Here is a 21,835-nt window from a genome sequence, read left to right as displayed (position 1 = left end):
AATATAGCACTATTTTATTCTTGTGTTTTTTCGCTTCCGTCGTTTAGATATGTTATGAACGCTCTGCCCAAAGCTTCATCGGGTTTTCCTGTCCTTTATTCAGCGGCATGCGGATCATGGAAATGGTGCGTTCTTCTTTTGATTTTTTCAAGTCTTCATAGATCATTTTTGATTTTTCTAATCCTGCTGCCGCTGCATCTTCTACCTCTGCACAGTAAAAGACTTTCTCGATGCCTGCAAAGTACATTGCGGTTAAGCACATAGCACAAGGCTCCCCGCTTGCGTACATCGTGTAACCGGATAGATCATTGGTTTGTAATTGCTCCTGCGCACGGCGGATCGCCAGCAATTCCGCATGCCCGCTCACATCATATACTTTGTGCAGTTCATTGACACCTTCAGCAATCATATTGTCATCTTTGACAAGTACAGCACCAAATGGCTGTCCGCCTTCTTGTACATTCTTTACAGCTAATTCCACTGCTCGTTCCATAAACTTGTCCATTTTCAAACCTCCGGAATAAATAATGATCAGAACTATTATAATGCACGAATAGTTATTTTTCCTAACGGTGCTGTGATTAAAATTTGTTGGCAGAAGGCTTTCGGACTAGAGTGCTGTTCACCTTGAAGCCGGCCTGCGCCCATATTCAGTCGAGTCCCGGCACGATGCGGTCGACTGCCACTAATATTCGGCCGCCCGCCGCCTCTCAAAGATTTCCTTCGAATACTATGTATACCCCACAAATATATTTAATGGTGAGGCAAACTTTCATTAACGAAAGGCAGGTGCTTGTTGTGCAGATTCATGTTGTTCAAAGGGGCCAAAGTTTGTATGGCATTGCTCGAGTGTACGGAACTTCGGTGCAGTCTATTGCAGAGGCGAATGAATTACCTGATCCTTCGCGGCTTGTCGTGGGGCAGGCGTTGGTGATACCAATTGTGGGAAGCTATCATTGGGTTCAACGAGGACAATCCTTATCCAGCATAGCAAGAATATATGGAGTGTCTGTCAATGAACTTGCACGTGTGAACAATATATCCGCTTCGGCACCTCTCCAGGTGGGGCAGCGACTTTATATCCCACCGCGGCCGAAATCGGCGATCGACTCATTGCTATACGTTGAGCCGCAAAGAACGGTTTCTCAAACGATGATCACTGAAGTGCGCAATCGAGTCAATGATTTAACTTATCTTGCGATGTTCAGCTATCAAGCGAAACGTGACGGGTCTGTAGATCGCCCAACGATTGATAATATACCGAATATTGCTAGTTCTGCGGGAGTTATTAACGTTCTCGTTGTTACCAATATAGAGGATTTTCAGTTCAGTGCTGATCTGGCTCATGCTATATTTACCAACGAGGCAGCACAAAATCAGTTATTTGGAAACCTCATTCAAATTGCCAATGAAGTGGGATATAAGGATATTCACTTTGACTTTGAAATAATGAGGCCTGAGGATCGGCAGTTATATACGAACTTTCTGAGAAGAGCGAGAGACAGGTTTCATGCTGCTGGGTTGATGATATCGGCTGCAGTTGCCCCGAAAGCAAGCGATGTCACAACAGGAATTTATGGAGCTCATGATTATAGGGCCATTGGCAGCATCGTTGATTTTGTTGCTCTTATGACATATGAATGGGGATTTACGTACAGTATGCCTCAGGCGGTCAGTCCAATCGGTCCGGTCCGTAATGTGGTGCAGTACGCAGTGAGTGTCATTCCGCGAAATAAAATTTTGTTAGGGCAAAATTTATACGGGTATGACTGGGCGGCTCCTTATCCGCCGGCAGGAGGACCCCCAGCACGTGCGGTCAGTCCTCAGCAGGCCATCGCCATCGCACTGAGGGAAAACGCTCAAATTCAGTATGATTATCAAGCTCAGGCACCATTCTTCCGATATATCAATGATGCAGGAGTGCAGCATGAAGTGTGGTTCGAAGACGCACGCAGCATTCAAGCAAAGTTTAATTTACTTAAGCAGTTTAATCTAAGGGGGATTATGTATTGGAAGCTAGGCCTTTCCTTCCCGCAAAATTGGCTGCTGCTGCGAGACAATTTTACTATTAGGAAAAGAGGGTAATTTTTATCCGTATACAGTCCGGTTGAAAAAGTAACAAGTTTTTTCAAAAAAACCTATTCCAATAGGTTTTTTTGATTAGAAAAAAGTACAGTTTAAGAGGAGGTGAATAATTTTTATTTGTGTCAACAAAAAATGTGTCGGAAATATAAAAATAAATTGACAATTTTGTGAATTTAGTGAATAATAAATGCAAAGGAGGATGGATAAAATGGAATCAAGAGGAAAAATGTTAAATGCCGTAAAGTATGCTGGAGGCTCATTACTGACAATTGGATTCATCATTTTTTTAGCAGGATTACTTGAAAGCGGTTACAGTGTGTTGACTCCAGTTGGTATTGGAATGGTCAGCGGGGCTATATTCATCTTTTTAATGGGGGTCTTCTTCGTAGCAACAGAAGAAATGTATGAGAAAACAGATAAAGGAATTGAAGTAGCATCTCCAATTCAAACAAAAAAGAGCACCATTGCAGGCGCTCCTTTTGGTAGATCTTAATAATTAAACGTAACCCCAGATCATGCAAAGTAATGTACCGAAGATCGTTACTAGTGCAATGATCAATGCATAAAAGATGTTCGTGTAGATTGTGCCTTTATCGCCAGTTTCACCAGCATGCATAAATACAACTAACTGAAGGCCAGCTTGTATGAATGCTGTGATGAGAAGAACTGTCATGCCTACTGTAAATGACATGTCTAGGAAGTAAACAAGCAGAGCAGCGGCAGTCAGCACCATCGAAAATACAAAGCCCATTACCTGATTGCGAGGAAATAATTCGCTCATGTTTACATCATTCCTTTCAAATAGACGAAGCTGAAGATGAAGATCCAAACGACGTCTAGGAAATGCCAGTACAGAGAAAAGATAAATGATTTATTAGCTGTTTCAGGAGTTAACCCGCGTTTTTTCACTTGCATAAGGATGAATGATCCCCAGAATAAACCAAGGGTAACGTGCGCTCCGTGCGTTCCTAACGTTGTTAATAGGATCGATGTAAATGCACTTGTCTGTATTCCTGCTCCAATGTGAACATAGTGAACGAACTCATAAATTTCAACGGCTAGGAATCCTGCGCCAAGAAGAAGGGTGATAGCAAAGAATGACATCATTGCTTTCTTCCGGCCAAGACGCATCGCATGAATTCCAAGACCGATCGTAAAGCTGCTCGTTAAAAGAACGATTGTTTCAATTAATACTGGAGTGATTTCAAAGATCTCTGCTCCAGAAGGACCATTACCTGTACGATCCACTAATGTGAAATAGGAAGCGAACAGCGTAGCGAAAAGCATGATTTCCGCACCAAGAAAGATCCAAAAGCCTAAGATTTTTAACTGATTTTCTTCAGTACTATATTCAAGTGGCAGCGAGTGATTGATTTTCATTAGCTAGCACCTCGTATTTTTGATTCTGTTTCTTCGATTTCTTTCACAGAAATGTAACGGCCGTGATCTTTTTCAAATGAACGATGAGTCATACAAGCAAAGATTCCGATTGTAGCAATAATAGCTGGAACCCACATGCTGAATATTAGACAGAATCCCCAGATGAAAAAGATACAACTCATGATAAACGGTACACCGCTGTTATTTGGCATGTGAATTTTCTCATATTCACCTTTGAACAATTCATGACCGTTCTTCTTCGCATCCCAGAAAGCTTCGCTTGATGCTACTTGTGGCACAATAGCAAAGTTATATTCTGGTACTGGACTATGTGTAGCCCATTCAAGAGAGCGTGCATCCCATGGATCAGCGCTGATATCGCGTGAAGCATAACGAGTACTGTAGTAGACGTTATAGGCGATTAGGATGAAGCCGACTGCCATAATGATGGCTCCGACGAATGAAACCATATTTAATGGCCCAAATCCAGTTGATTCAGAGTACGTATACATACGACGAGCCTGTCCGTCTAAACCAGTAACATACATAGGCATGAAAGCTAAGACAAAGCCGATGGCGTTAGCCCAAGCTGCCCATTTACCGATTCTTTCATTTAACATGAAGCCGAACATTTTTGGCCAATAGTAAGTGAGACCAGCAAGCATAGCGAATACTACACCTGGAATAATTACGTTATGGAAGTGAGCGACTAAGAACATTGTATTATGGTACTGGTAGTCAGCAGCTGACATCGCAAGCATAACCCCAGTTACCCCGCCAATTGTAAATAGCGGAATGAAAAGCATTGAATAAAGCATTGGAGTAGTAAAGACAATCTTACCTTTCCAAAGCGTGAACAGCCAGTTAAAGATTTTAACCCCTGTCGGAACAGCAATGGCCATTGTTGTAATCGAGAAGATACTGTTAGTCAGTGCTCCTTGACCCATTGTAAAGAAGTGGTGCGTCCATACTAAGAATGAAAGCAGTGAAATGATCACCATGGAAGCAACCATTGATTTATAACCATACAAGTTACGACGTGCAAACGTTGAAATAACTTCACTGTAAATACCGAACGCCGGTAAAATTAAGATATAAACCTCAGGATGTCCCCAAACCCAGAACAAGTTCGCCCAAAGCATATCCATACCGCCATTATCTACTGTAAAGAAGTTTGTTCCAAACAGACGGTCCATTGTTCCCATTGCAAGCGCTACTGTTAATACAGGGAAAGCGAAAATAATGATGACGTTAGCAACTAAACAAGACCATGTGAACATTGGCATTTTCATTAATGTCATGCCAGGTGCTCTCATTTTGAAAATGGTAGTAATAAAGTTAATACCAGTCATTAATGTACCAATACCAGCAATCTGAATCGCGATCATATAATAGTTCGTTCCTACAGATTGGCTGAAATCGTTACCTGCAAGCGGGAAATAAGAAGTCCAGCCTGCATCTGGAGAACCACCAACGACGAAAGAGATATTAAATAGCATGGCACCCATAAAGAATAACCAGAAGCTTAGTGCATTCAAACGTGGGAATGCTACGTCACGAGCTCCAATTTGTAATGGAACAACGAAGTTCATTAGGGCCATAATAAATGGCATAGCCATAAATAAGATCATAACGATCCCGTGCGTTGTGAAAATTTCATTATAGTGCTGCGCATCTAACAGCTTCATATCTGGTGCGGCAAGTTGAGCACGCATCATAACCGCATCTACTCCGCCACGGAATAGCATAATTAAAGCTGAGATTAAATACATAATACCGATACGTTTATGGTCAACTGTCGTTAACCATTCACGCCACAGATAACCCCATTTTTTAAAATAGGTCAAGCCGAGAAGGATCGCAACAGTTGTAAGACCAATTGCTACCATTGATGCGTAAATCGCAGGGCTTGGATGAGGGATAGCAAATCTCTCAAAGAACTCCATACTTTTGTGGCTCCTTTCAGGAAATAAAGTACTTGTTACATAAAGTTAGTTGTGATAAAGCTTAGAAATTATTCGTGATGATGCTCCTCAGAACTGCTTGATTCGTGATGATGTTCGGACTGTTCATCAGAATTATCTGTTCCGTGGTGATGTCCAGCATGTTCGCCTTCAGGAGCTGGCGCAAATTCTAAGTGAGTTCCAGTATACGTCGAGCGTCCAAGATGACCAGGTTCCAATAACTCATCAAACTTTTCTTCAGTTAAAGGTTTAGCCGTTTCTTTTACCTCGTCTACCCATTCATCAAATTTAGTTTGAGACATCGCTGTTACGTCGAACGTATTTTCAGCGAAGCCTTTACCGCTGAAGTTCGCATTTCTTCCCATGTATTCACCTGGAACATCGGCTGCTAAGTGCAATGTAGTGACCATGTCAGACATGGCATACTTTTGTCCGCCAAGCTGCGGAATCCAGAAGCTTGTGATTGGTCCGTATGAATAAAGTTTAAATTCAATCGGACGATCTGTTGGAATGTACAAGTAGTTCACCGTTTCAATATCTTGTTCTGGGTAACTAAAATGCCATTTCCAGTCAGAAGATGAAGCATAAATAACTAATGGTTCTTTATCTCCGTATCCTTGTGGTTTCGCCTCTACGATATAATTGCTTCGAACAGAAACAATTGAAAGGATAATGACAATGATAACTGGAATCCCTACACAAATGGCTTCGACTAATGTGTTGCCCTCAATATGAGGAGGCTCATAATCTGGACTTTGTTTCGAAGCACGGTACTTGATTAACACGAATACTAAAATAGAAAAAACAACAATAACAATGAATGACATAATCCCAATGGATAGCATAATGTCACTGGCCTGCCTTGCAGCTTGCGGGCCTTTAGGATCGAGGACCAGTAATGGTTCACAACCTGCCAGCACTGTAGCCATAAGGAAAACAACGAATAAAAAGGCCTGTTTCAATTTCATGGATGTACCCCTTTCTTGTATATTAGAAGTTTAATAACATAAATAAGTATGGCGAAAGTGAGGCGTCTCTCACCACGATGTTTTTATCTTAATATCATTAATTTAAATAAACAACAGGTTGTGATAGTTATCACAAAATGTTCAATAAAAAAGTTACGATATATGTCACAAAATAGTTAATAAAGCAACAGAGCAGGAACGGCAAACCACATTTTCCATGAAATTGGGACAAAAAAATGTTTCAATGAGTAAAAAAATATATTGCGTACATCATGAAGATGATTGTGGATAATTGTCTTCCGAGCTGCGAAGTCTAAGAAAGGGAAAAAAAGGGGAAAGTGCTAGGGGGTCAGTCTCTTTTGGTTTTCGTTATATTGGAATAGCTTTAGTGGGTGTTCTTAGTATAAAAATGGTCTTAAAGGTTAATCTATTATGGATGAATCCTATGTAAAGGGGAGTTAGCAAAATGACTCAATCGAAACGGCAAGAAGAACGGCAATGGAAAACAAGGAAACAATCTCAAAACCCGCATGGCAAAGTAAAGTCTTTTGAACAGCTGGCCGAAGACGCGGGAAGAAATGAATCCAATCACAAGTAAACAATAGCTAAAGTAAAAGAGGCTGTCCCACCAAGGTCTGATCTCACTCTCAATATACTTCATACAGTGGATGTTCATTCTTTTAGTATAAAGTATATTGGTGATATGGGATCGGAACCTATGTGTTCTTGGGAGAGCCTCTTTAGCTGTTTTTGGGACAGTTCTTTGTGTGAAATGTCTTAGGTGACTTTTTTTAATTTTGTATCCGCCATTTCAATTGGTACGATTGGTGCATCCCTTGCAATTGAGAATTCATTAAGCATCCGCAATGGATTAATTGCCTTAGTAGGATGGAGCGCTTTTACGATCTTTCTGGGGTTTTTAGATATAAAGTCTAAAAGTGCCTGCTATGCTATTGTAGGGCAGCCGATCATTCTAATTAGAAAAGGCCAAATCATGGAAGATGTCCTTCGTAAAGTACGATTGGATACCGATTCTCTAAACACTTTATTACGAAAGAAAAATGTATTTTCTATTTCCGACGTGGACTATGCCATCTTTGAAACAGATGGGACTCTTTCGGTTATGAAAAAAGAATCAAAGCAGCCTGTAATGAAAAGTGATATGAATATTCAACCATACAATGATGATGTTTTTCCCATTTCCATGGCAGTTATTTCTGATGGAAAAATAGATGAAGAAAACTTGAGAAAATTAAACCTTGATAAGAAGTGGCTGGATCAACAACTTCAGTCAGCTGGTGTGAACTCAGTTTCCGATATCTTTTACGCAGAAGTTCAAAAGGATGGCACATTGTATATCGATAACAAAAGTGATCTGCTTCATTGACTTTCAGTTGCTTGACAGACACAGAGGATATATTCTGCTGTTTCTTTTTTTACTAGACTATGATTCCGCGAATTCATCGAAAATGGCATGTATGCAGAACCCCGAACATAAACTTAATGTGAGTCTTTCCAATTATGGTCAAACAAGGGGGAGGTTACATGAATAAAACGAATTCACAGCAGGAGCAAACGGATCAATCCCCAGTAACTTCTAGTCTTAGACTGGCCTTAATAGCAGTCGCTCTTACTACACTTGCCGATGCCATTGCAACGGTTGCCGCTTTACAGGCGATAGATGAAGCCATCATTGATGATGTAAAAGCGAAACAGGAGCAAAAGGAATTAGATGAAAAGCTTGAAAAGATGCAACAGCAAATTGACCAATTGACAAAGGAAATAGCAAAAATGAACATGTCTAGGTGAATGTTACGTCACGGATCATCACTTTGCTTATTTTTTAGGATAAATAAATGAACATCGAGCCACCTTATATAATAGAAGGTGGTGTAGTTGTTTATGGAATTCCCTACGATACATACAAATTTCTGGGACGCTGTCATTGCCGTACCGGTAGTGATGATACTGACACAGCTCATCAAGGTGTTTTTCAAAACACGTAAAACATTCGTTCCATTTGTCGCGCTGTTGATCGGATTATTCATCTCTGTTTTTATCAGCCACAGGGGTCATATAGTGGCCGGGCTGTTTATGGGATGGTTTTACGGTTACGCAGCCGTCGGTTCCTACGCTTCTTTAAAAACAAGCATTATTGCTTATTTGAACAAAAAGTGAGGAAGGACCGTCAGTAACAGAAAAAACAACTTATTCGCTTCAAGATAATGGCCGCATAAAGCGGTTTTTTTGTGTTGTATGAAAGTATTAGGAAAACGTTTGATAAACTAGAAGTACATAAAAAATGAGGAGAGATCATCTGATTATCCATATATTGAAAGGTGGAGGGAGAAGAGATGAATAGTAAAGCGTGTATTTATTCATTGACTACTGCGTTAGAAGAGCATCGTCATCTGGAAAATGCTATTGCGATGGAGAAGTATATGAAGGGGTTGTTTTCTTTTATCGGTATTAGGGCACCTGAAAGAAAGAAGATCTCCGCACATTGGCTGAAAAACGTCGGCACGATCCCAAACGAATCGTTGCGATCCTTTATCACCGGGCTATGGGAAATGCCTGAAAGAGAATATCAATATATTGCGCTAGACTATCTCATTAAAAAGAAAAAGCATGTAGTAGAAACTGATATCGATTTGTTAGAATACTTACTTGTCACTAAATCATGGTGGGATACAGTGGATCTAATTGCCAGCCATCTCGTTGGGACTCTCTTTTTTAACTATCCACATCTTATTGAGCAGCGCGGTGAGGAGTGGCTTCAGTCAGAAAATATATGGCTCAAGCGGACGATGATCCTTTTCCAATTAAAATATAAAGACCAAACGAATGAACAGCTGCTGTTTTCTATTATTGAGCGTACGGCTCATATTAATGAGTTCTTTATACAAAAAGCGATTGGGTGGTCGTTAAGGGAGTATTCTAAAACGAATGGGGATGCTGTTGTTCGTTTTATAGAAAATCAGGAATTGTCGAATTTAGCGAAGAGAGAAGGATTGAAATATATACGATCATAATTTGATAAACAAACAATCAATTAACGGATTAAAAGGGGGAGAGTGAAGTGCGCTTAAGGGATATGACAATGGAAGAGCTAGAGGAGTTAGAACAAACGCTTCATGATCAGGAAGAAGAAGGCAACTATTCTCTATATTCTCAGAAAATAGCGGTGTATGAAGAAATGCATCACAAATTGAAAAAACGAGCTCAAGAGAAAAATGAAGATCAGAGCTATCTAGAATATGTCACCAAGAAGCTTGTGTTTTATCTCATTCATTATGGAACGTATCTTAAAATGCAATATGAAAAGGATGAAACTGCGGCTGTTCGTTGTTTAAAAAAAGCCTTAACGTATGATCGAAGAAATCCGATCGCGGCGTACAGGCTTGGTTTTTTATCATACAAACGAAAGGATTATACGAAAGCCTTAATTTATTTCCAAGAGGCGATCAATCATCAAAACCGTTATGAAGAAGCAAGGTATCAATTGAATGAAACGCAGCTAGTCCATGCTCATCTCTATTTAACGAACAGCGCCTTGCATATTGCTAAACATACATATGAACGGATGGATGAGCTGCCGCGTAATAGCCGGCAGGAGCTCCCAAATTATCAATTTTCCACTCTGTATGAGAGTTTGGCAAAGAATGAGCGGTACTTAGAAAAACACGCCTTTTATAAAATCAGCCAAGAGGAAAAAACGACATGTGCAAAAGAAGAGTGTGAAGAGCTTATGACTCATGAACCTGAAAATACGATTGTTTTATATTTTAACGATCGAACTATTAACCTGCTTTTTAATGAGGATCAAGCAAACATCAGTCAAGAACGTGGGGACATCCTGCGGTATTTGCTGTTGAACACTTCTAAAGATTCACCAGCTACACGAAATACATTGAAAAACTTTTTTCTTCAACTGAATGCTAGGGAAGAGGTCAATATAGAAAACTTTAGGCAAAAGATTCGCCGGATAAGACATGACATGAGGGAATGCAGAATTCCAGACGTCATTCAAACGACTAATTACGCGGGAGAAACAGCTTATTATTTTGACCAGTCATTGCCATACATTGTGATGTACCGTGTAGATGAAGAAATGGGGGGGGGGATAAAAAGGCTGTGACAGGGGTGTCACAGCAGCTATGAGACACTAAAGCCATAAACGAAAAGGAGATGATTAGATGAAAAATTGGAATCGTTTATTCATCCGTCAAGGGTTTATGGTGCAGGAACAAAGCCGAAATGTATGGATCTGCTGGGAGGAAAGCGAAGAGAATATGAGCTTTTTACTGGAGAGCTTAAGAACACTTTCTATAGAGTATACATTTGAACATGGAATCTTATCCATTTTAAGTCCGGCAGTCTCTGAGGAAGCGTGGTTACGTTGTATGGGTGCTAGATACCGGGGTACTGGAGAATGGCCATGGTTTCATTCCGGAAAAGAGGAGCCAAAGATAAAGGAGATAGACACATATATGTCCGGGATGGTCCGGCAGCTGCATCGTCTCGGGCTTCCTGTCATTCATTGCAATGGCGGCCGCGGGCGGCGAAGACCGGTCATTGAATTTGCTTCATGGGTCGATATGGAAAAGGCAAGCAGCGTTCTGCAAGCGGCTGGGTTATCCAAAATTTTGGTGAGAAACCGGCAAATAAACATATCTGTGTCGCGCGATCAGCTTCTGAACATCACTGAAAAGCTTAACAATGTTCAAAAAGAATGGCTGAACGAAGAAGCAGCAAGTATGAAAAAACAGCTATTCCTTCACCAGCTCGAACAGTGTTTGTCTATTAATGGGGAAAGTGGAAATGAAGATGAGATACGCCAATTTGTCGTGGAGCATTTACACCCCTATGTAGATGTCGTTGCCGTAGACCGAACTGGAAATATTCTCGCCCAAAAAGTGTGCGGAACGGGTCAGGGACCTGTTATTTTGTTAAATGCTCATTTGGACACAGTCGATGTCATTGAGAAAGGAAGGGAAATAATCAAGGAAGGGGCGATTTGGTCCAGCAGTAAAGGCATATTAGGAGCGGATGACAGGGCAGGAATAGCTGTCTTGCTAGAGCTTGCCCAGCGCCTTCATGAATTCCAATTCAACGGCAAAGTCAAATTCATTTTTACCGTTGAGGAAGAAATCGGTTTAATCGGGGCGAGAAGCGTGGATGACTATTTTCTATGGGACGTAGACGCTGCCTTTGTCGTTGACCGCCGCGGCACTGGCGACATCGTTACCTCATTCGCCGGGTACGAACCATTTTGTGCCGAGAGCTACGGTACTTTTATCGAAGAAACTGCAAAGAAACAAGGCTTAACAGGCTGGAAGTGCACAATCGGAGGAAGCAGTGACACGAGAATTTGGGCTTCCCACGGCATTCAAAGCGTCAATTTATCGGCTGGTTATCACAACGAACATACCCCGTCCGAAACGCTCGATACCGATGCCTGTTATGGGACACTCCAGCTGTTAATAGGAGTGTTTCAAGAAGCGAGAGAATTGAACAGAGTCATTCGGCGGATTAAACACCGTCATCGAAGAGTACGCCCCAATATGTAAAAGCTGTTTAATCATGTACAAAAGAATCCCAGCCTTTCAGTGCTGGGATTCTTTTGTACATCTCAAATAACCTTGAGGGGAGGATGTTTATTTTTAAAACAATGCTTTAACTTTAAATAGTTTGATGTTAAAGTATTTTTGGAAGCCTTGTTCGATTGGACTGTTTACAAAGAATATCTGATCATCTTTAACTTCTATATAAAGGGAGAGATAAATATGGGACGTGTACAAGGAAAAGTAGCTTTAGTGACTGGTGGAGCTTCTGGCATTGGATTGTCAGCTGCGACTTTAATGGCAAAAGAAGGAGCGAAAGTGGTCATTGCTGACTTTAATGTAGAGGGAGCTAAAGAGGCAGCGGCTCGTATAAAGAAACAAGGCGGGGAGGCAGTTGGTGTATTTCTAGATGCATCAAAGGAAGACTCCATTAAAGCGGCGGTTGATTTTACTGTGGAGAAGTATGGAACGATTACTGTTCTCTTTAATAATGTCGGCTTAACAAACCCAAGAAAAGACATAGACGTGGTCAATATGGACTTAGCTGAATGGGACCGCGTCATGGATGTAAATGCGAAGAGCGTGTTGTTAGGCAGCCGTTTTGCCATCCCTCACATGATTAAAGCAGGCGGAGGATCGATCATTAATACAGCTTCCATGGCAGGATTTGCCGGCGACTCTATACGTTCCGCCTATGGAGCTTCCAAAGCAGCAGTAGTCAATCTAACAAAGTACATCGCTGTTCAATATGGCAAGGACAGAATCCGATGTAACGCTGTCGCACCAGGACTCATTTTAACTCCTGCTGCTAAGAATAACATGCCTCCAGCTGTATTGGATATTTTTGCGAAATTCAATGCACTCCCGTATCACGGGGAAGCTGATGATATTGGAAACACGGTTTTATTCCTCGCTTCTGATGAGTCAAAATTTATCACCGGACAAACCATTCAAGTAGAAGGCGGCCACTATATAGCTAATCCGAGCATCGCGGATTTTAATGAATTTGTCGCCAAATCACAATCGGAGTAACTGCTTATCTTAGTAAGGTACCAGAACAGATTGACATAGTGAAACTGAAACCCAGCGGTGAAGTTTACGAATAAACACATATCTAGAGAAAAGCTTAACTTATTTACAATGAGTTAGGCTTTTCTTTGTTTTACCTAATATGAAACATTTTTTGGTAGAATAACAGTACATGAAAATAAGGGAGAGATCACTATGCCTGTTTATAATAAACTCGTCCGCGACCGTATTCCAGAAATCATTGGAAACAGCGGAAAAACATATAGTACACGTATTCTTGATGAGAAAGAATATGAAAGTGAAGTCCGCATAAAAATGAACGAAGAACTGGTTGAATATGAAGAAGCTGTAAGTGACGAAGAAGCTATTGAAGAACTAGCTGATCTGCTGGAACTGATCCATGCCGCTGCTGCGATTCATGGAGCGGATTTCAATCAACTAGAAACAATCCGCCGGCAAAAAGCCGAAAAGCGCGGTGGATTTGGTGAGCGGATTTTTTTGATTGAGGTGGAAGATGACTAAGCTGCAGTTAATTACTCAAAACCTTGTGGATACGATTATTAAACTGTCAGAAGAAGCAGAAGAAATCTATATTTTAACGTCTTTTGTGATGAAGTCGGGTGTAAAGCGGATTCTTCCCGCTTTACAGCTGGCTGCTGTGCGTGGGGCAGAAATTAAAATTTGTACTGGCGATTATTTGCATATTACCCAGCCTGATGCCCTGCAGCTGCTTGTAGAAGAACTGCCTAAAGCGGAAATTCGCATGTGGCAGAGCGGCGGGAAATCATTTCATCCAAAAGCGTACCTATTTCGAAAGGCAGAGGAGGGGCATCTTATCGTCGGCTCTTCGAACTTATCTGCTTCTGCTTTGACGAGCGGCATTGAATGGAATCTTCATGCACCTCCTGCGGCTGATGAAGAAATCTTTGAAGAAGGACTCGCCCAATTTGAACGTATTTTTATTCATGAATTCACCGTTCCTATTAATAAGGAAACCGTTAAGCAGTACCGGAAAACCTATGATCATTTTCATAGAGAACAATCTATTGTAAGAACTTTCACAGAAGCAGAAGAAATAGAAACAATGTTTTCAGAGCCGAATGATCAGACGCAGATCGTTGTTGATCCACCAGAAACGTACATAACAAAAAAAGAAGAACTGACTCCCCGGCCAGCGCAGCAAGAAGCGCTTGAAGCACTGGAGAATACACTTGAAGAGGAATATGACAAGGCTCTTGTCGTTATGGCTACCGGGCTTGGAAAAACGTATTTAGCGGCTTTTTTTGGAAAAAGGTTTAAGCGGATTTTATTTGCGGCTCATCAAAAAGAACTGCTGGTCCAGGCAAAGAAATCATTTCTACACGTCATGCCGGAACGATCTGCCGGTTTATTTAATGCTGACGTTAAAGAGAAAGAAGCAGATACGTTATTTGCTTCCATTTTTACACTTGGTTTAAAGCACAACCTGGAAAGTTTTCAGCCAAATGATTTCGATTTAATTATTATTGATGAATTTCATCATGCGGCCGCAAGATCCTACCAGTCCGTACTAAACTATTTTCAGCCGAAGTTCTTGCTTGGCATCACAGCCACACCGGACCGCATGGATAATAAGGATGTATATAGCATTTGTGGAGGCAACACAGCTTATCGTATTCATTTCATTGAAGCCATCCAGAAACAGTGGCTCGCGCCGTTTGTCTATTACGGAGTATATGATGACACCGACTATTCCGCTCTGACATGGCTTGGAACGAGGTATGATGAAGAAGAGTTGCTGCAAGTGCAGTTAAAAGAAGAAATGGCCAAGAAAATTGAAACAGCTTGGAAGGAGCATCGCCAGACAAGAACGATCGGTTTCTGTTCATCTATTAAGCAAGCCGTCTTTTTAAGCAGTTATTTTAACAGCAAAGGCTGGAAGACTGCTGCCATGCACTCACAAATGAAAGGATATTCCCGCGAAGAAGCGATCCAAGCGCTCGATTCTGGAAAATTGGATATCATTTTTACTGTGGATTTATTTAATGAGGGAGTCGATATTCCTTCTGTTGATACGCTTCTATTCGTCCGGCCCACACAGTCGCTCACCGTCTTCACACAGCAAATCGGCCGCGGCCTGCGCATAGCGGAAGGGAAGTCGCACTGTGTCATCATTGACTTAATCGGTAACTACCGCAATGCGGATATTAAACTGCAAGTGCTGGACACTGATCCAGGTGCGAATAACAGGAAAAAGAAATCAGTCATCCCGACTGTTCCTGAAAATTGCCAGATTGAGTTTGACCTTGAAGCAGTGGAATTGCTGCAGGAAATGAATCGTAAAAAGAACCCAAGAAAAGACCAGCTGTACTACTCATACGAAGATCTAAAACTGGAACTTGGAAGACGCCCAACCTACCTTGACTTTCATTTAAAAGCGAACGCCGACAGCAAAGCGATCAAAGAATTTTACAAATCCTATCCAGGCTTTTTACACAGCATCTATGAACTGGATGAAAGGGAAGAGGAAGTATTTTTACAGCATCAAGACTGGTTCAAAGAAGTCGAAAGGACAAGCATGACGAAAAGCTATAAAATGGTTGTCCTGCTCTATATGCTGTCAAAAGGACAAGACAGTTGGCTTGAACCGGTTACACCGGAAGAAGCGGCACCGTTTTTCCATAGCTATTTAACATCAAAAGAATATAGAAAACGCATCGACTTTTCCGATAACCAAGGAAGACAGCTCATAGAGTACGACGAAAAGAAAGTAGCCGCCCTCATAGCGAAAATGCCCATGACGAAATGGAGCGGATCAGCGAACGGGATGATTTCGTTCAAAAACAATCAGTTTCGCATTCATATCGATGTTGAAAAAGAACATGAAGAAACTTTGTTCCAATGGACGAAGCAGATTTGTGAGTATCGTCTGCATCGGCACTTTGAGCGGAAGGGGGAGAGTTTGGATAGGGTGCAGTAGGAGAGTGAATATAAAAAACCAGTATATATCTTGTCAAAAATAAATTTTTACCCCTAAATCTAGTATGAGTGTGGTAATGAATTAATTTTTTATAATAATTATAATGGAGCCATTTCCAAAATCAGTGAGCACTGGTTTTGGAAATGGCTTTGTTCTCTAGGCACAAAAGGTTTCTCAACCGGTTATTATACAAGTGGCTTGATTGGCATTTAATCGATTTAATTTTCTGTGAGAAATAGGAATTGGGGCCTTATTAAAGACGCTATGATGGTACTTGCTTAAATAATACTTTCCAAAAAGATATCCTTCATTCTTTCAAAGCGTTTGCGAAGTATGTTCAGGTACCAATCTTTTTCTATAACATCCATATCTCCTTGCTTTGGAATCGATATGTCTGTACATGAAATAAACAATAATTTTTCAAATAGGCTTCTTTGTTCCTGAATTTGGTTATCTGTATAGTTACATTTTTCTTTTAAATATATTAAGTATTCTTCAAAACTCTTTTCTTTTTTCTTATTATTAGAATCACTTGGGATAAATGATAGGTTAGCTACACAGCTTATAGGCAGCCCATTTGTTTGACTTGCTGCTTTTTTTAAGCGCTCAACTGGAAGTATGTGATCGATCTCATATAAATGATGAGCTTCATCAAAAGTTAGTAATCCTTTATACAAGTATTTTAAGAATAGAACCTCTTTGTCACCGATATTTACCCGTTTTGTTTCTTTACGTGCGAGTTGTTCTTCAAACCACATGGTTAAGATGCTATTCCATTGTTCTTTTGAAATAAATTGTCCATATCTAAGACTGTCAACGAGTGGTAATGAATCACTTTTAAGTGGTTCAACAATTATCTTCTTGAGTTTAGAATCACTTGAACCACGCCAATAATCCCTTAACAAATCATACAGATAGTGAGCAGGTAAAGTTTTCTCCAGCCGTTTCTTATCTTGTTTCCACGTTGGGCGTTCAATAAGGTTTTCATCGAAACGAAGATGGAATACACATCCAATTAGTGCTACGATCTGACTTTCGCCATGAAAGATTTTGTAATCACCGGCAGCTTTTTTCTTTGCCCGATGGGCTTGAAAAGCAAGAACTGGCCGAAGAGCTTGTTCAACGAAATCAATAGCCTGCAAAATAGCATTTTCAAAAGTCTGTAAATTTATTTCTAACATTCTATCTTCCAGGCTGTTTAATTCTTGAGATGGTACAGCTCGACAAATAGAAGCGATATTGAACGCTAAGGAATCTGTAGAATCGGTCTGTCCAGCCTTTCGCTGACCAAATAACAAGGGATGAGAGTCCTGTAGAAATTTCCCCATCCCAAAAAGGTATTCAAATAGGGTAAAGGTGGCATCTGTATGATAGAGCTCTTTGCTGTTGTAGTTATCAATTTGGAATCCACTTTCAATAAGCTTTTCGTATTTTAGTCTAATAGCATCAATAATCTTTTGGTTTTGGATGCGAAACTCTTTCTCCCACGTTGCAGCAAAGATTTGATAACGATTTAACTTTGTTCCTCTTGAGTTAATTCGTTCAAATATCTCAGGTAAGTTGGACTCTTGACCATAATAAACAACAACGGGGATTTCAATTTTTGATATATCCGAGGAAGTTTTAATAGAATCAATAAACGATGAGAGATTGGTTAGAATATCCTCAAATAATTCATCAGAAATAGAAATTTCTTTTAATAAGAGTTCTGACTTTAAGTGCTTTGTTAAATAATAAGACGTAAACTTCTCCTTCTCAGTAAAACCACTTCTTTGTTTTACCCACTGTTCGATTTTTTCACGAATCCATTCTTCGTCATTATTTGAAAGAGAGGGAACATGATCAAGCAGGAAGTGTATGTAGTCATCCTCTATTTCACTTTTTGAAAAATATTGTGTAGGATTTAAGCTATATTCCAAAATTGTAGATGTTCTTTGCAGTCCATCTACTAGTAGGAAGTCCTCACCATTGCTTTTTTTATAGAAAAGTAGTGAACCAAAAGGGAAACCTTGTTTTAGGGTATCAATAAATTTTTCTTTTTGGGGCTGTGACCAGACAAGGTTTCGTTGAATCTTAGGTACTCTAATGTTGATGGCTGCATTGGTGTTATCTTCCTGAGCATGAATTCCATCGACGATCTCCTGTATACGGAATTGTTTTACCTGGGTATAGGATTTTATGTTCATATGTCACCTCTAGTTGATATAGATTGATTAAGTCAACTCTTTAATTTTAATATTATAACAGAATGGTATTCATCTTTGGTTAAGTGGATCATTTTGGTAAAGGTGAAGAGTTATAGAGAGATGATGGCCATTGAATAATGTGTATTCAGAAAATATTTCATGTGAATTTATTCCGAATAGGCAAAAGCAACTGTAATGAGTCACTCTGGAGTTGAAGATAAATACATCTTCTCATAGGTATAAATCTTCTAGAAACCTTCATCAGCATTAATACGCAATCCCCAATACCCGTCACCTTTTTGTCTAATCGGATAGAAAATATCACGATGATCTCCAGGAGTTCCTTTAAAACGGTGAGTGTCACTTGAGTGATCATAAATTAAAGTACGGATTCTTGATTCAGGAATTTGATACGGGGTGAGGTCAATAGAGGGGTTTTTTTGAACATGTGAGTAAATTTCGTCGAGAGAAGCGGTGCCCCCTAGATCGTGTACAGCCTTAATGATAGCTAGTAGCAAGTTTTTAGAAGCAGGCTTTTGATTCATTGGTTTCATCATCTCTTTCCCCAGTGTTTGTCTTTATTTTAACAGATTCAGAAGATAGTGGGTTAATATACCCGCGGATCAGCGAACGGGATGATTTCGTTCAAAAACAATCGGTTTCGCATTCATATCGATGTTGAAAAAGAACATGAAGAAACTTTGTTCCAATGGACGAAGCAGATTTGTGAGTATCGTCTGCATCGGCACTTTGAGCGGAAGGGGGAGAATTTAGGTAGGGTGCAGTAGAAGAATGTGTGATATGTGATATGGCTTCACATGTTTTAAGCCGAATGAGCTTCGTTCTTTTTATGAGGAACGGTGTTTATTCGGCTAGAACTGCTCTAGAATTAGTTAGTGTGGTTTTGAAATACAGTTTGACCAAAGTTCTATATTCAATTAAATAGAATTGACCTTAAGCGAAGTTGTAAAGGGCTATATTGTTGAGCATCACCTTTAAAGAAACCTGGAAATTCATGTTAACATATAGATGAGTGTGTAAATAAAGCTTTAGCAGCATGAAAATGAATTATATGGGGTAGAGTGATAAAGGTGAAGAAAAAGTTAGAAAAACGACTTACATACTTATATTCTGGCGAATTAATTTCCGTCATTCTTTTTATTTTTGTTAGTTATCTTCTTAATCGTGCATACCCAAGCCTCCAATTATACTCACTATATTCTTTTTGGGTATCCTTTCTTTTTTTGGAATTTCTCCTGCTACAAGGAACAATTTATTGGTATTTAAAATTGCAGCGATTAAGAATCGAAAATACGTCTATATCGCCCATTCGGATAGTTCGACAATTGCAGTATTTTAAGAAGTTGAATATGGTTCTGATTATTGTCTCAATCATTGTGTTCGCTGTTGATTTTGTTAAATGGTATCCCTCGTTCCCATTAGGAGGGTTATCGATTGCAGGGTTTGTTTATATTTTTGCCGTTTTGGAGTATATTAACTACTTTTATGTTCAACTTTCATACGATAATATCTCTGATATTAAATATTTGCTCAAAACCAAAAAGTTAAAGCGAGCATGTATAAGCAAAGATTTTAAACGAAATTCATACATAAAAAGTATATGATAACGACCTTCCTTTGTAGTTACAATTTTACTAGCAGGCTCTTTATGTATTTAAGCAAACGTAAGCAGGATTATGAAATAAGCCTATTCAATCATTGAAGTATATTGAACAATCTAATCTGGATGAGATTGTAAATTATAAAAGGCGGAAAAATGATATGGAAATAGAATTACTAAAAACATTCTTATTGGCAGCGAAGAAAGAGAACTTTCGGGAAGCTGCGGAAGAATTGATGATGACACAATCAGCTGTTACAAAACAAATTCAAAAACTTGAAAAAATATTGCATATCCAATTGTTTGATCGGGTCCAAAAACGGGTTATTTTAAATGCAAATGGCCATTATTTTTTACCACGAGCCATTCAATTAGTAGAGTTTGAAGAGCAAATAGTTCAGGAAATGAAAGCATTCCAGGCTGGATATTCCCGAAAGGTTTCTTTAGGGGTAGCTCCTCAAATTGCAAATTCCACGCTGCCCCTTATCATTCAACATTTTAAACATCTTCAACCAGATGTAATTACTCAAATTGAGATCTTACCATCAAATGAGATTGGTGAGGCTGTTTTTCGGCAGCAAATTGATATCGGATTATCGAAGGTTCCTTCAACTAGAGAGCTATTAACAACGATGATTGCGAATGAACCTGTTATGATTGTAGGTCCTCAGCCATTCGATGCAGAGGATTTTCAAGTATTAATAAAAAGTTTTCCCATATATACACATGCATTTTCTCCGTATTGGGAGCAAATTGAACGTCATTTGCCAAGGGATTGCCAAATAGAGAGACTGAACCAAACAGAAGTAATTAAAACTTTTATTAAACAGGGGATGGGGATTGCGTTCTTGCCCAAAAGTGTTGTCCAAACGGAAGTAGAAAAAGGAGAACTTTTTGCGCAAATTCCTCAAATAGATGATGACATTCTTTCAGCCACATTTGTTTATACGAAATACGTACATCCTTTATTTGACCGATTTATACAAACATGTGTCACTATATATAAAAAATGAAAAGCCGCTTAGATGTGTAGAGAGTATCTAAGCGGCTTTGTATTAAGGCTTTTCTGCAATGAAACGAAGGCGCCAATAATCTGCAACCCAACCATTTTCTTTATAAAGCTGAGGACGTAAAATACGTTCACATTCGCTGTAAATGGCTTCTTTTTCATCATTTGTAAGATGTTTGAACATATTGTTGCTAAACATTTCAAGCCAATTACGAATCCCCTCTTCTCCAATTAAAGGTGTTGGCCGTTCATAATGCTCGATGGTTATTACGTTAAAACCAACATTGATAAGAAGCTCTGCCATTTCCTCTTTTGTCGGAAATACCCATGGAAATAAAGTAGCATCATACGGAATTGATAGACGATCGGATGCTTCCTTTATGGCATCCACAATAGATTGGATATTATTAGCTCCACCTAATTCAGCCACGAAACGGCCACTAGGAAGAAGAGCATCATAACAATTTTGAACAACCTTCTGCTGATTTTTCATCCAGTGAATGGCGGCATTTGAGAACACTGCATGAAATTGTGGATCAAAAGAAAACTGCTCGCCATCTTGCACACTAAAATGGATATCAGGGTACTTTCTTTTAGCAGCTTCAATCATAGACTGCGCAGCATCAATGCCAGTAACAGCAGCCCCACTTTTGGAAATATCATAAGCTAAATCTCCTGTACCACAACCAACATCTAAAATGTGTTCTCCCTTTTGTGGATGTAGGAAGTAAACAAGATCTTCACCAAAATTTGAAACAAACTGGTGTTTGTTATCATAAAGTGCTGCGTTCCAATTGGTCATTTACATCATCTCCCAAATGTTGATACATTCAGATTATCATGTGAGGTGTAAATTAATCTAATAATTAATTAATCACAAGTTGATTCCTAATGGGAATTAACTTGTGATTAATGAACTATTTTTAATATTATCGTGATATAGATAGTGAGCGATCCGTTTATTTTCTGTATATTATTGTTTTACTAAACATAATGCTAACCAAAGATGTACATTTCGGTACTGAAATGTACGATTTTTCTGGAAACGGCGCACTTTTTCAACGTGTATA

General features: G+C 39.6%; 22 protein-coding genes. 14 read left to right on the top strand and 8 right to left on the bottom strand.

Features of this window, described 5'->3' with window-relative positions; translation table 11 throughout:
- Positions 1 to 52: 52 nt before the first annotated feature.
- Complete coding sequence (locus QYG89_RS06575) at positions 53 to 505, bottom strand: nucleoside deaminase (RefSeq protein ID WP_404315840.1); 453 nt, start codon at positions 503 to 505, stop codon at positions 53 to 55.
- A gap of 293 nt (positions 506 to 798) precedes the next feature.
- On the opposite strand from QYG89_RS06575, the gene QYG89_RS06570 reads away from it, so the two are divergent.
- Together QYG89_RS06570 and QYG89_RS06565 are read left to right on the top strand one after the other, a co-directional pair.
- Positions 799 to 2,085: a LysM peptidoglycan-binding domain-containing protein gene (locus QYG89_RS06570; RefSeq protein ID WP_404315838.1), complete on the top strand. Its 1,287-nt coding sequence runs from the start codon at positions 799 to 801 to the stop codon at positions 2,083 to 2,085.
- Between the two features lie 208 nt (positions 2,086 to 2,293).
- Positions 2,294 to 2,578 carry a hypothetical protein gene (locus QYG89_RS06565; RefSeq protein ID WP_404315836.1) on the top strand — a complete coding sequence of 95 codons (285 nt, stop codon included), beginning with the start codon at positions 2,294 to 2,296 and terminating at the stop codon, positions 2,576 to 2,578.
- Between the two features lie 3 nt (positions 2,579 to 2,581).
- Here the strand turns inward: QYG89_RS06565 and qoxD are convergent, their stop codons facing one another.
- From qoxD to qoxA, 4 genes are all read right to left on the bottom strand, one after another.
- Positions 2,582 to 2,866, bottom strand: coding sequence for a cytochrome aa3 quinol oxidase subunit IV (gene qoxD / locus QYG89_RS06560; protein ID WP_404315834.1), 285 nt, complete (start codon positions 2,864 to 2,866; stop codon positions 2,582 to 2,584).
- A gap of 2 nt (positions 2,867 to 2,868) precedes the next feature.
- Entirely contained in the window at positions 2,869 to 3,465 is a 597-nt protein-coding gene (qoxC, locus tag QYG89_RS06555; protein WP_404315832.1) for a cytochrome aa3 quinol oxidase subunit III, read from the bottom strand.
- A complete protein-coding gene (gene qoxB, locus QYG89_RS06550) occupies positions 3,465 to 5,411 on the bottom strand; it encodes a cytochrome aa3 quinol oxidase subunit I (RefSeq protein WP_404315830.1) in 1,947 nt (648 codons plus the stop codon). Before qoxB ends, qoxC begins: the two co-directional genes overlap by 1 nt.
- A gap of 68 nt (positions 5,412 to 5,479) precedes the next feature.
- Positions 5,480 to 6,397 (bottom strand): cytochrome aa3 quinol oxidase subunit II, encoded by a 918-nt coding sequence (gene qoxA / locus QYG89_RS06545; RefSeq protein WP_404315828.1) that lies wholly within the window; start codon positions 6,395 to 6,397, stop codon positions 5,480 to 5,482.
- Positions 6,398 to 6,863: 466 nt separating this feature from the next.
- On the opposite strand from qoxA, the gene QYG89_RS06540 reads away from it, so the two are divergent.
- From QYG89_RS06540 to QYG89_RS06495, 10 genes are all read left to right on the top strand, one after another.
- Positions 6,864 to 6,995, top strand: coding sequence for a DUF6254 family protein (locus tag QYG89_RS06540; protein WP_404315826.1), 132 nt, complete (start codon positions 6,864 to 6,866; stop codon positions 6,993 to 6,995).
- A 183-nt stretch (positions 6,996 to 7,178) separates the two neighbouring features.
- On the top strand, positions 7,179 to 7,784 hold the full coding sequence (locus tag QYG89_RS06535; protein ID WP_404315824.1) for a DUF421 domain-containing protein: 606 nt from the start codon (positions 7,179 to 7,181) through the stop codon (positions 7,782 to 7,784).
- 158 nt (positions 7,785 to 7,942) lie between these two features.
- The gene (locus QYG89_RS06530) at positions 7,943 to 8,206 is read left to right on the top strand and encodes a hypothetical protein (protein WP_404315822.1); all 264 of its coding nucleotides are present in this window, start codon (positions 7,943 to 7,945) and stop codon (positions 8,204 to 8,206) included.
- A gap of 93 nt (positions 8,207 to 8,299) precedes the next feature.
- Positions 8,300 to 8,575, top strand: a complete 276-nt coding sequence (locus tag QYG89_RS06525; RefSeq protein WP_404315820.1) for a hypothetical protein — start codon at positions 8,300 to 8,302, stop codon at positions 8,573 to 8,575.
- 176 nt (positions 8,576 to 8,751) lie between these two features.
- Entirely contained in the window at positions 8,752 to 9,429 is a 678-nt protein-coding gene (locus QYG89_RS06520; RefSeq protein ID WP_404315818.1) for a DNA alkylation repair protein, read from the top strand.
- A gap of 47 nt (positions 9,430 to 9,476) precedes the next feature.
- Complete coding sequence (locus tag QYG89_RS06515; protein ID WP_404315816.1) at positions 9,477 to 10,535, top strand: tetratricopeptide repeat protein; 1,059 nt, start codon at positions 9,477 to 9,479, stop codon at positions 10,533 to 10,535.
- Positions 10,536 to 10,593: 58 nt separating this feature from the next.
- Complete coding sequence (locus QYG89_RS06510) at positions 10,594 to 11,967, top strand: M20/M25/M40 family metallo-hydrolase (RefSeq protein ID WP_404315814.1); 1,374 nt, start codon at positions 10,594 to 10,596, stop codon at positions 11,965 to 11,967.
- 216 nt (positions 11,968 to 12,183) lie between these two features.
- Complete coding sequence (locus QYG89_RS06505; RefSeq protein WP_404315812.1) at positions 12,184 to 12,993, top strand: SDR family NAD(P)-dependent oxidoreductase; 810 nt, start codon at positions 12,184 to 12,186, stop codon at positions 12,991 to 12,993.
- 192 nt (positions 12,994 to 13,185) lie between these two features.
- Complete coding sequence (locus QYG89_RS06500) at positions 13,186 to 13,512, top strand: pyrophosphohydrolase domain-containing protein (RefSeq protein ID WP_404315810.1); 327 nt, start codon at positions 13,186 to 13,188, stop codon at positions 13,510 to 13,512.
- Positions 13,505 to 15,949 carry a DEAD/DEAH box helicase family protein gene (locus tag QYG89_RS06495; RefSeq protein WP_404315808.1) on the top strand — a complete coding sequence of 815 codons (2,445 nt, stop codon included), beginning with the start codon at positions 13,505 to 13,507 and terminating at the stop codon, positions 15,947 to 15,949. Before QYG89_RS06500 ends, QYG89_RS06495 begins: the two co-directional genes overlap by 8 nt.
- A 278-nt stretch (positions 15,950 to 16,227) precedes the next feature.
- Here the strand turns inward: QYG89_RS06495 and QYG89_RS06490 are convergent, their stop codons facing one another.
- Complete coding sequence (locus tag QYG89_RS06490; protein WP_404315806.1) at positions 16,228 to 18,135, bottom strand: DUF262 domain-containing protein; 1,908 nt, start codon at positions 18,133 to 18,135, stop codon at positions 16,228 to 16,230.
- A 248-nt stretch (positions 18,136 to 18,383) separates the two neighbouring features.
- Entirely contained in the window at positions 18,384 to 18,692 is a 309-nt protein-coding gene (locus tag QYG89_RS06485) for a hypothetical protein (RefSeq protein WP_404315804.1), read from the bottom strand.
- Between the two features lie 534 nt (positions 18,693 to 19,226).
- Between QYG89_RS06485 and QYG89_RS06480 the strand changes: the two genes are divergently transcribed.
- Together QYG89_RS06480 and QYG89_RS06475 are read left to right on the top strand one after the other, a co-directional pair.
- Positions 19,227 to 19,760: a general stress protein gene (locus QYG89_RS06480; protein ID WP_404315802.1), complete on the top strand. Its 534-nt coding sequence runs from the start codon at positions 19,227 to 19,229 to the stop codon at positions 19,758 to 19,760.
- A gap of 157 nt (positions 19,761 to 19,917) precedes the next feature.
- On the top strand, positions 19,918 to 20,769 hold the full coding sequence (locus QYG89_RS06475; RefSeq protein ID WP_404315800.1) for a LysR family transcriptional regulator: 852 nt from the start codon (positions 19,918 to 19,920) through the stop codon (positions 20,767 to 20,769).
- Positions 20,770 to 20,811: 42 nt separating this feature from the next.
- Here QYG89_RS06475 and QYG89_RS06470 read toward each other — a convergent pair whose 3' ends face one another.
- Complete coding sequence (locus QYG89_RS06470; RefSeq protein WP_404315798.1) at positions 20,812 to 21,567, bottom strand: methyltransferase domain-containing protein; 756 nt, start codon at positions 21,565 to 21,567, stop codon at positions 20,812 to 20,814.
- Between the last annotated feature and the right edge of the window lie 268 nt (positions 21,568 to 21,835).

The sequence above is a fragment of the Bacillus lumedeiriae genome (assembly GCF_044891285.1).
Classification (GTDB): domain Bacteria; phylum Bacillota; class Bacilli; order Bacillales; family Domibacillaceae; genus Pseudobacillus; species Pseudobacillus lumedeiriae.
This window is presented reverse-complemented; position numbering and strand designations above follow the sequence as displayed.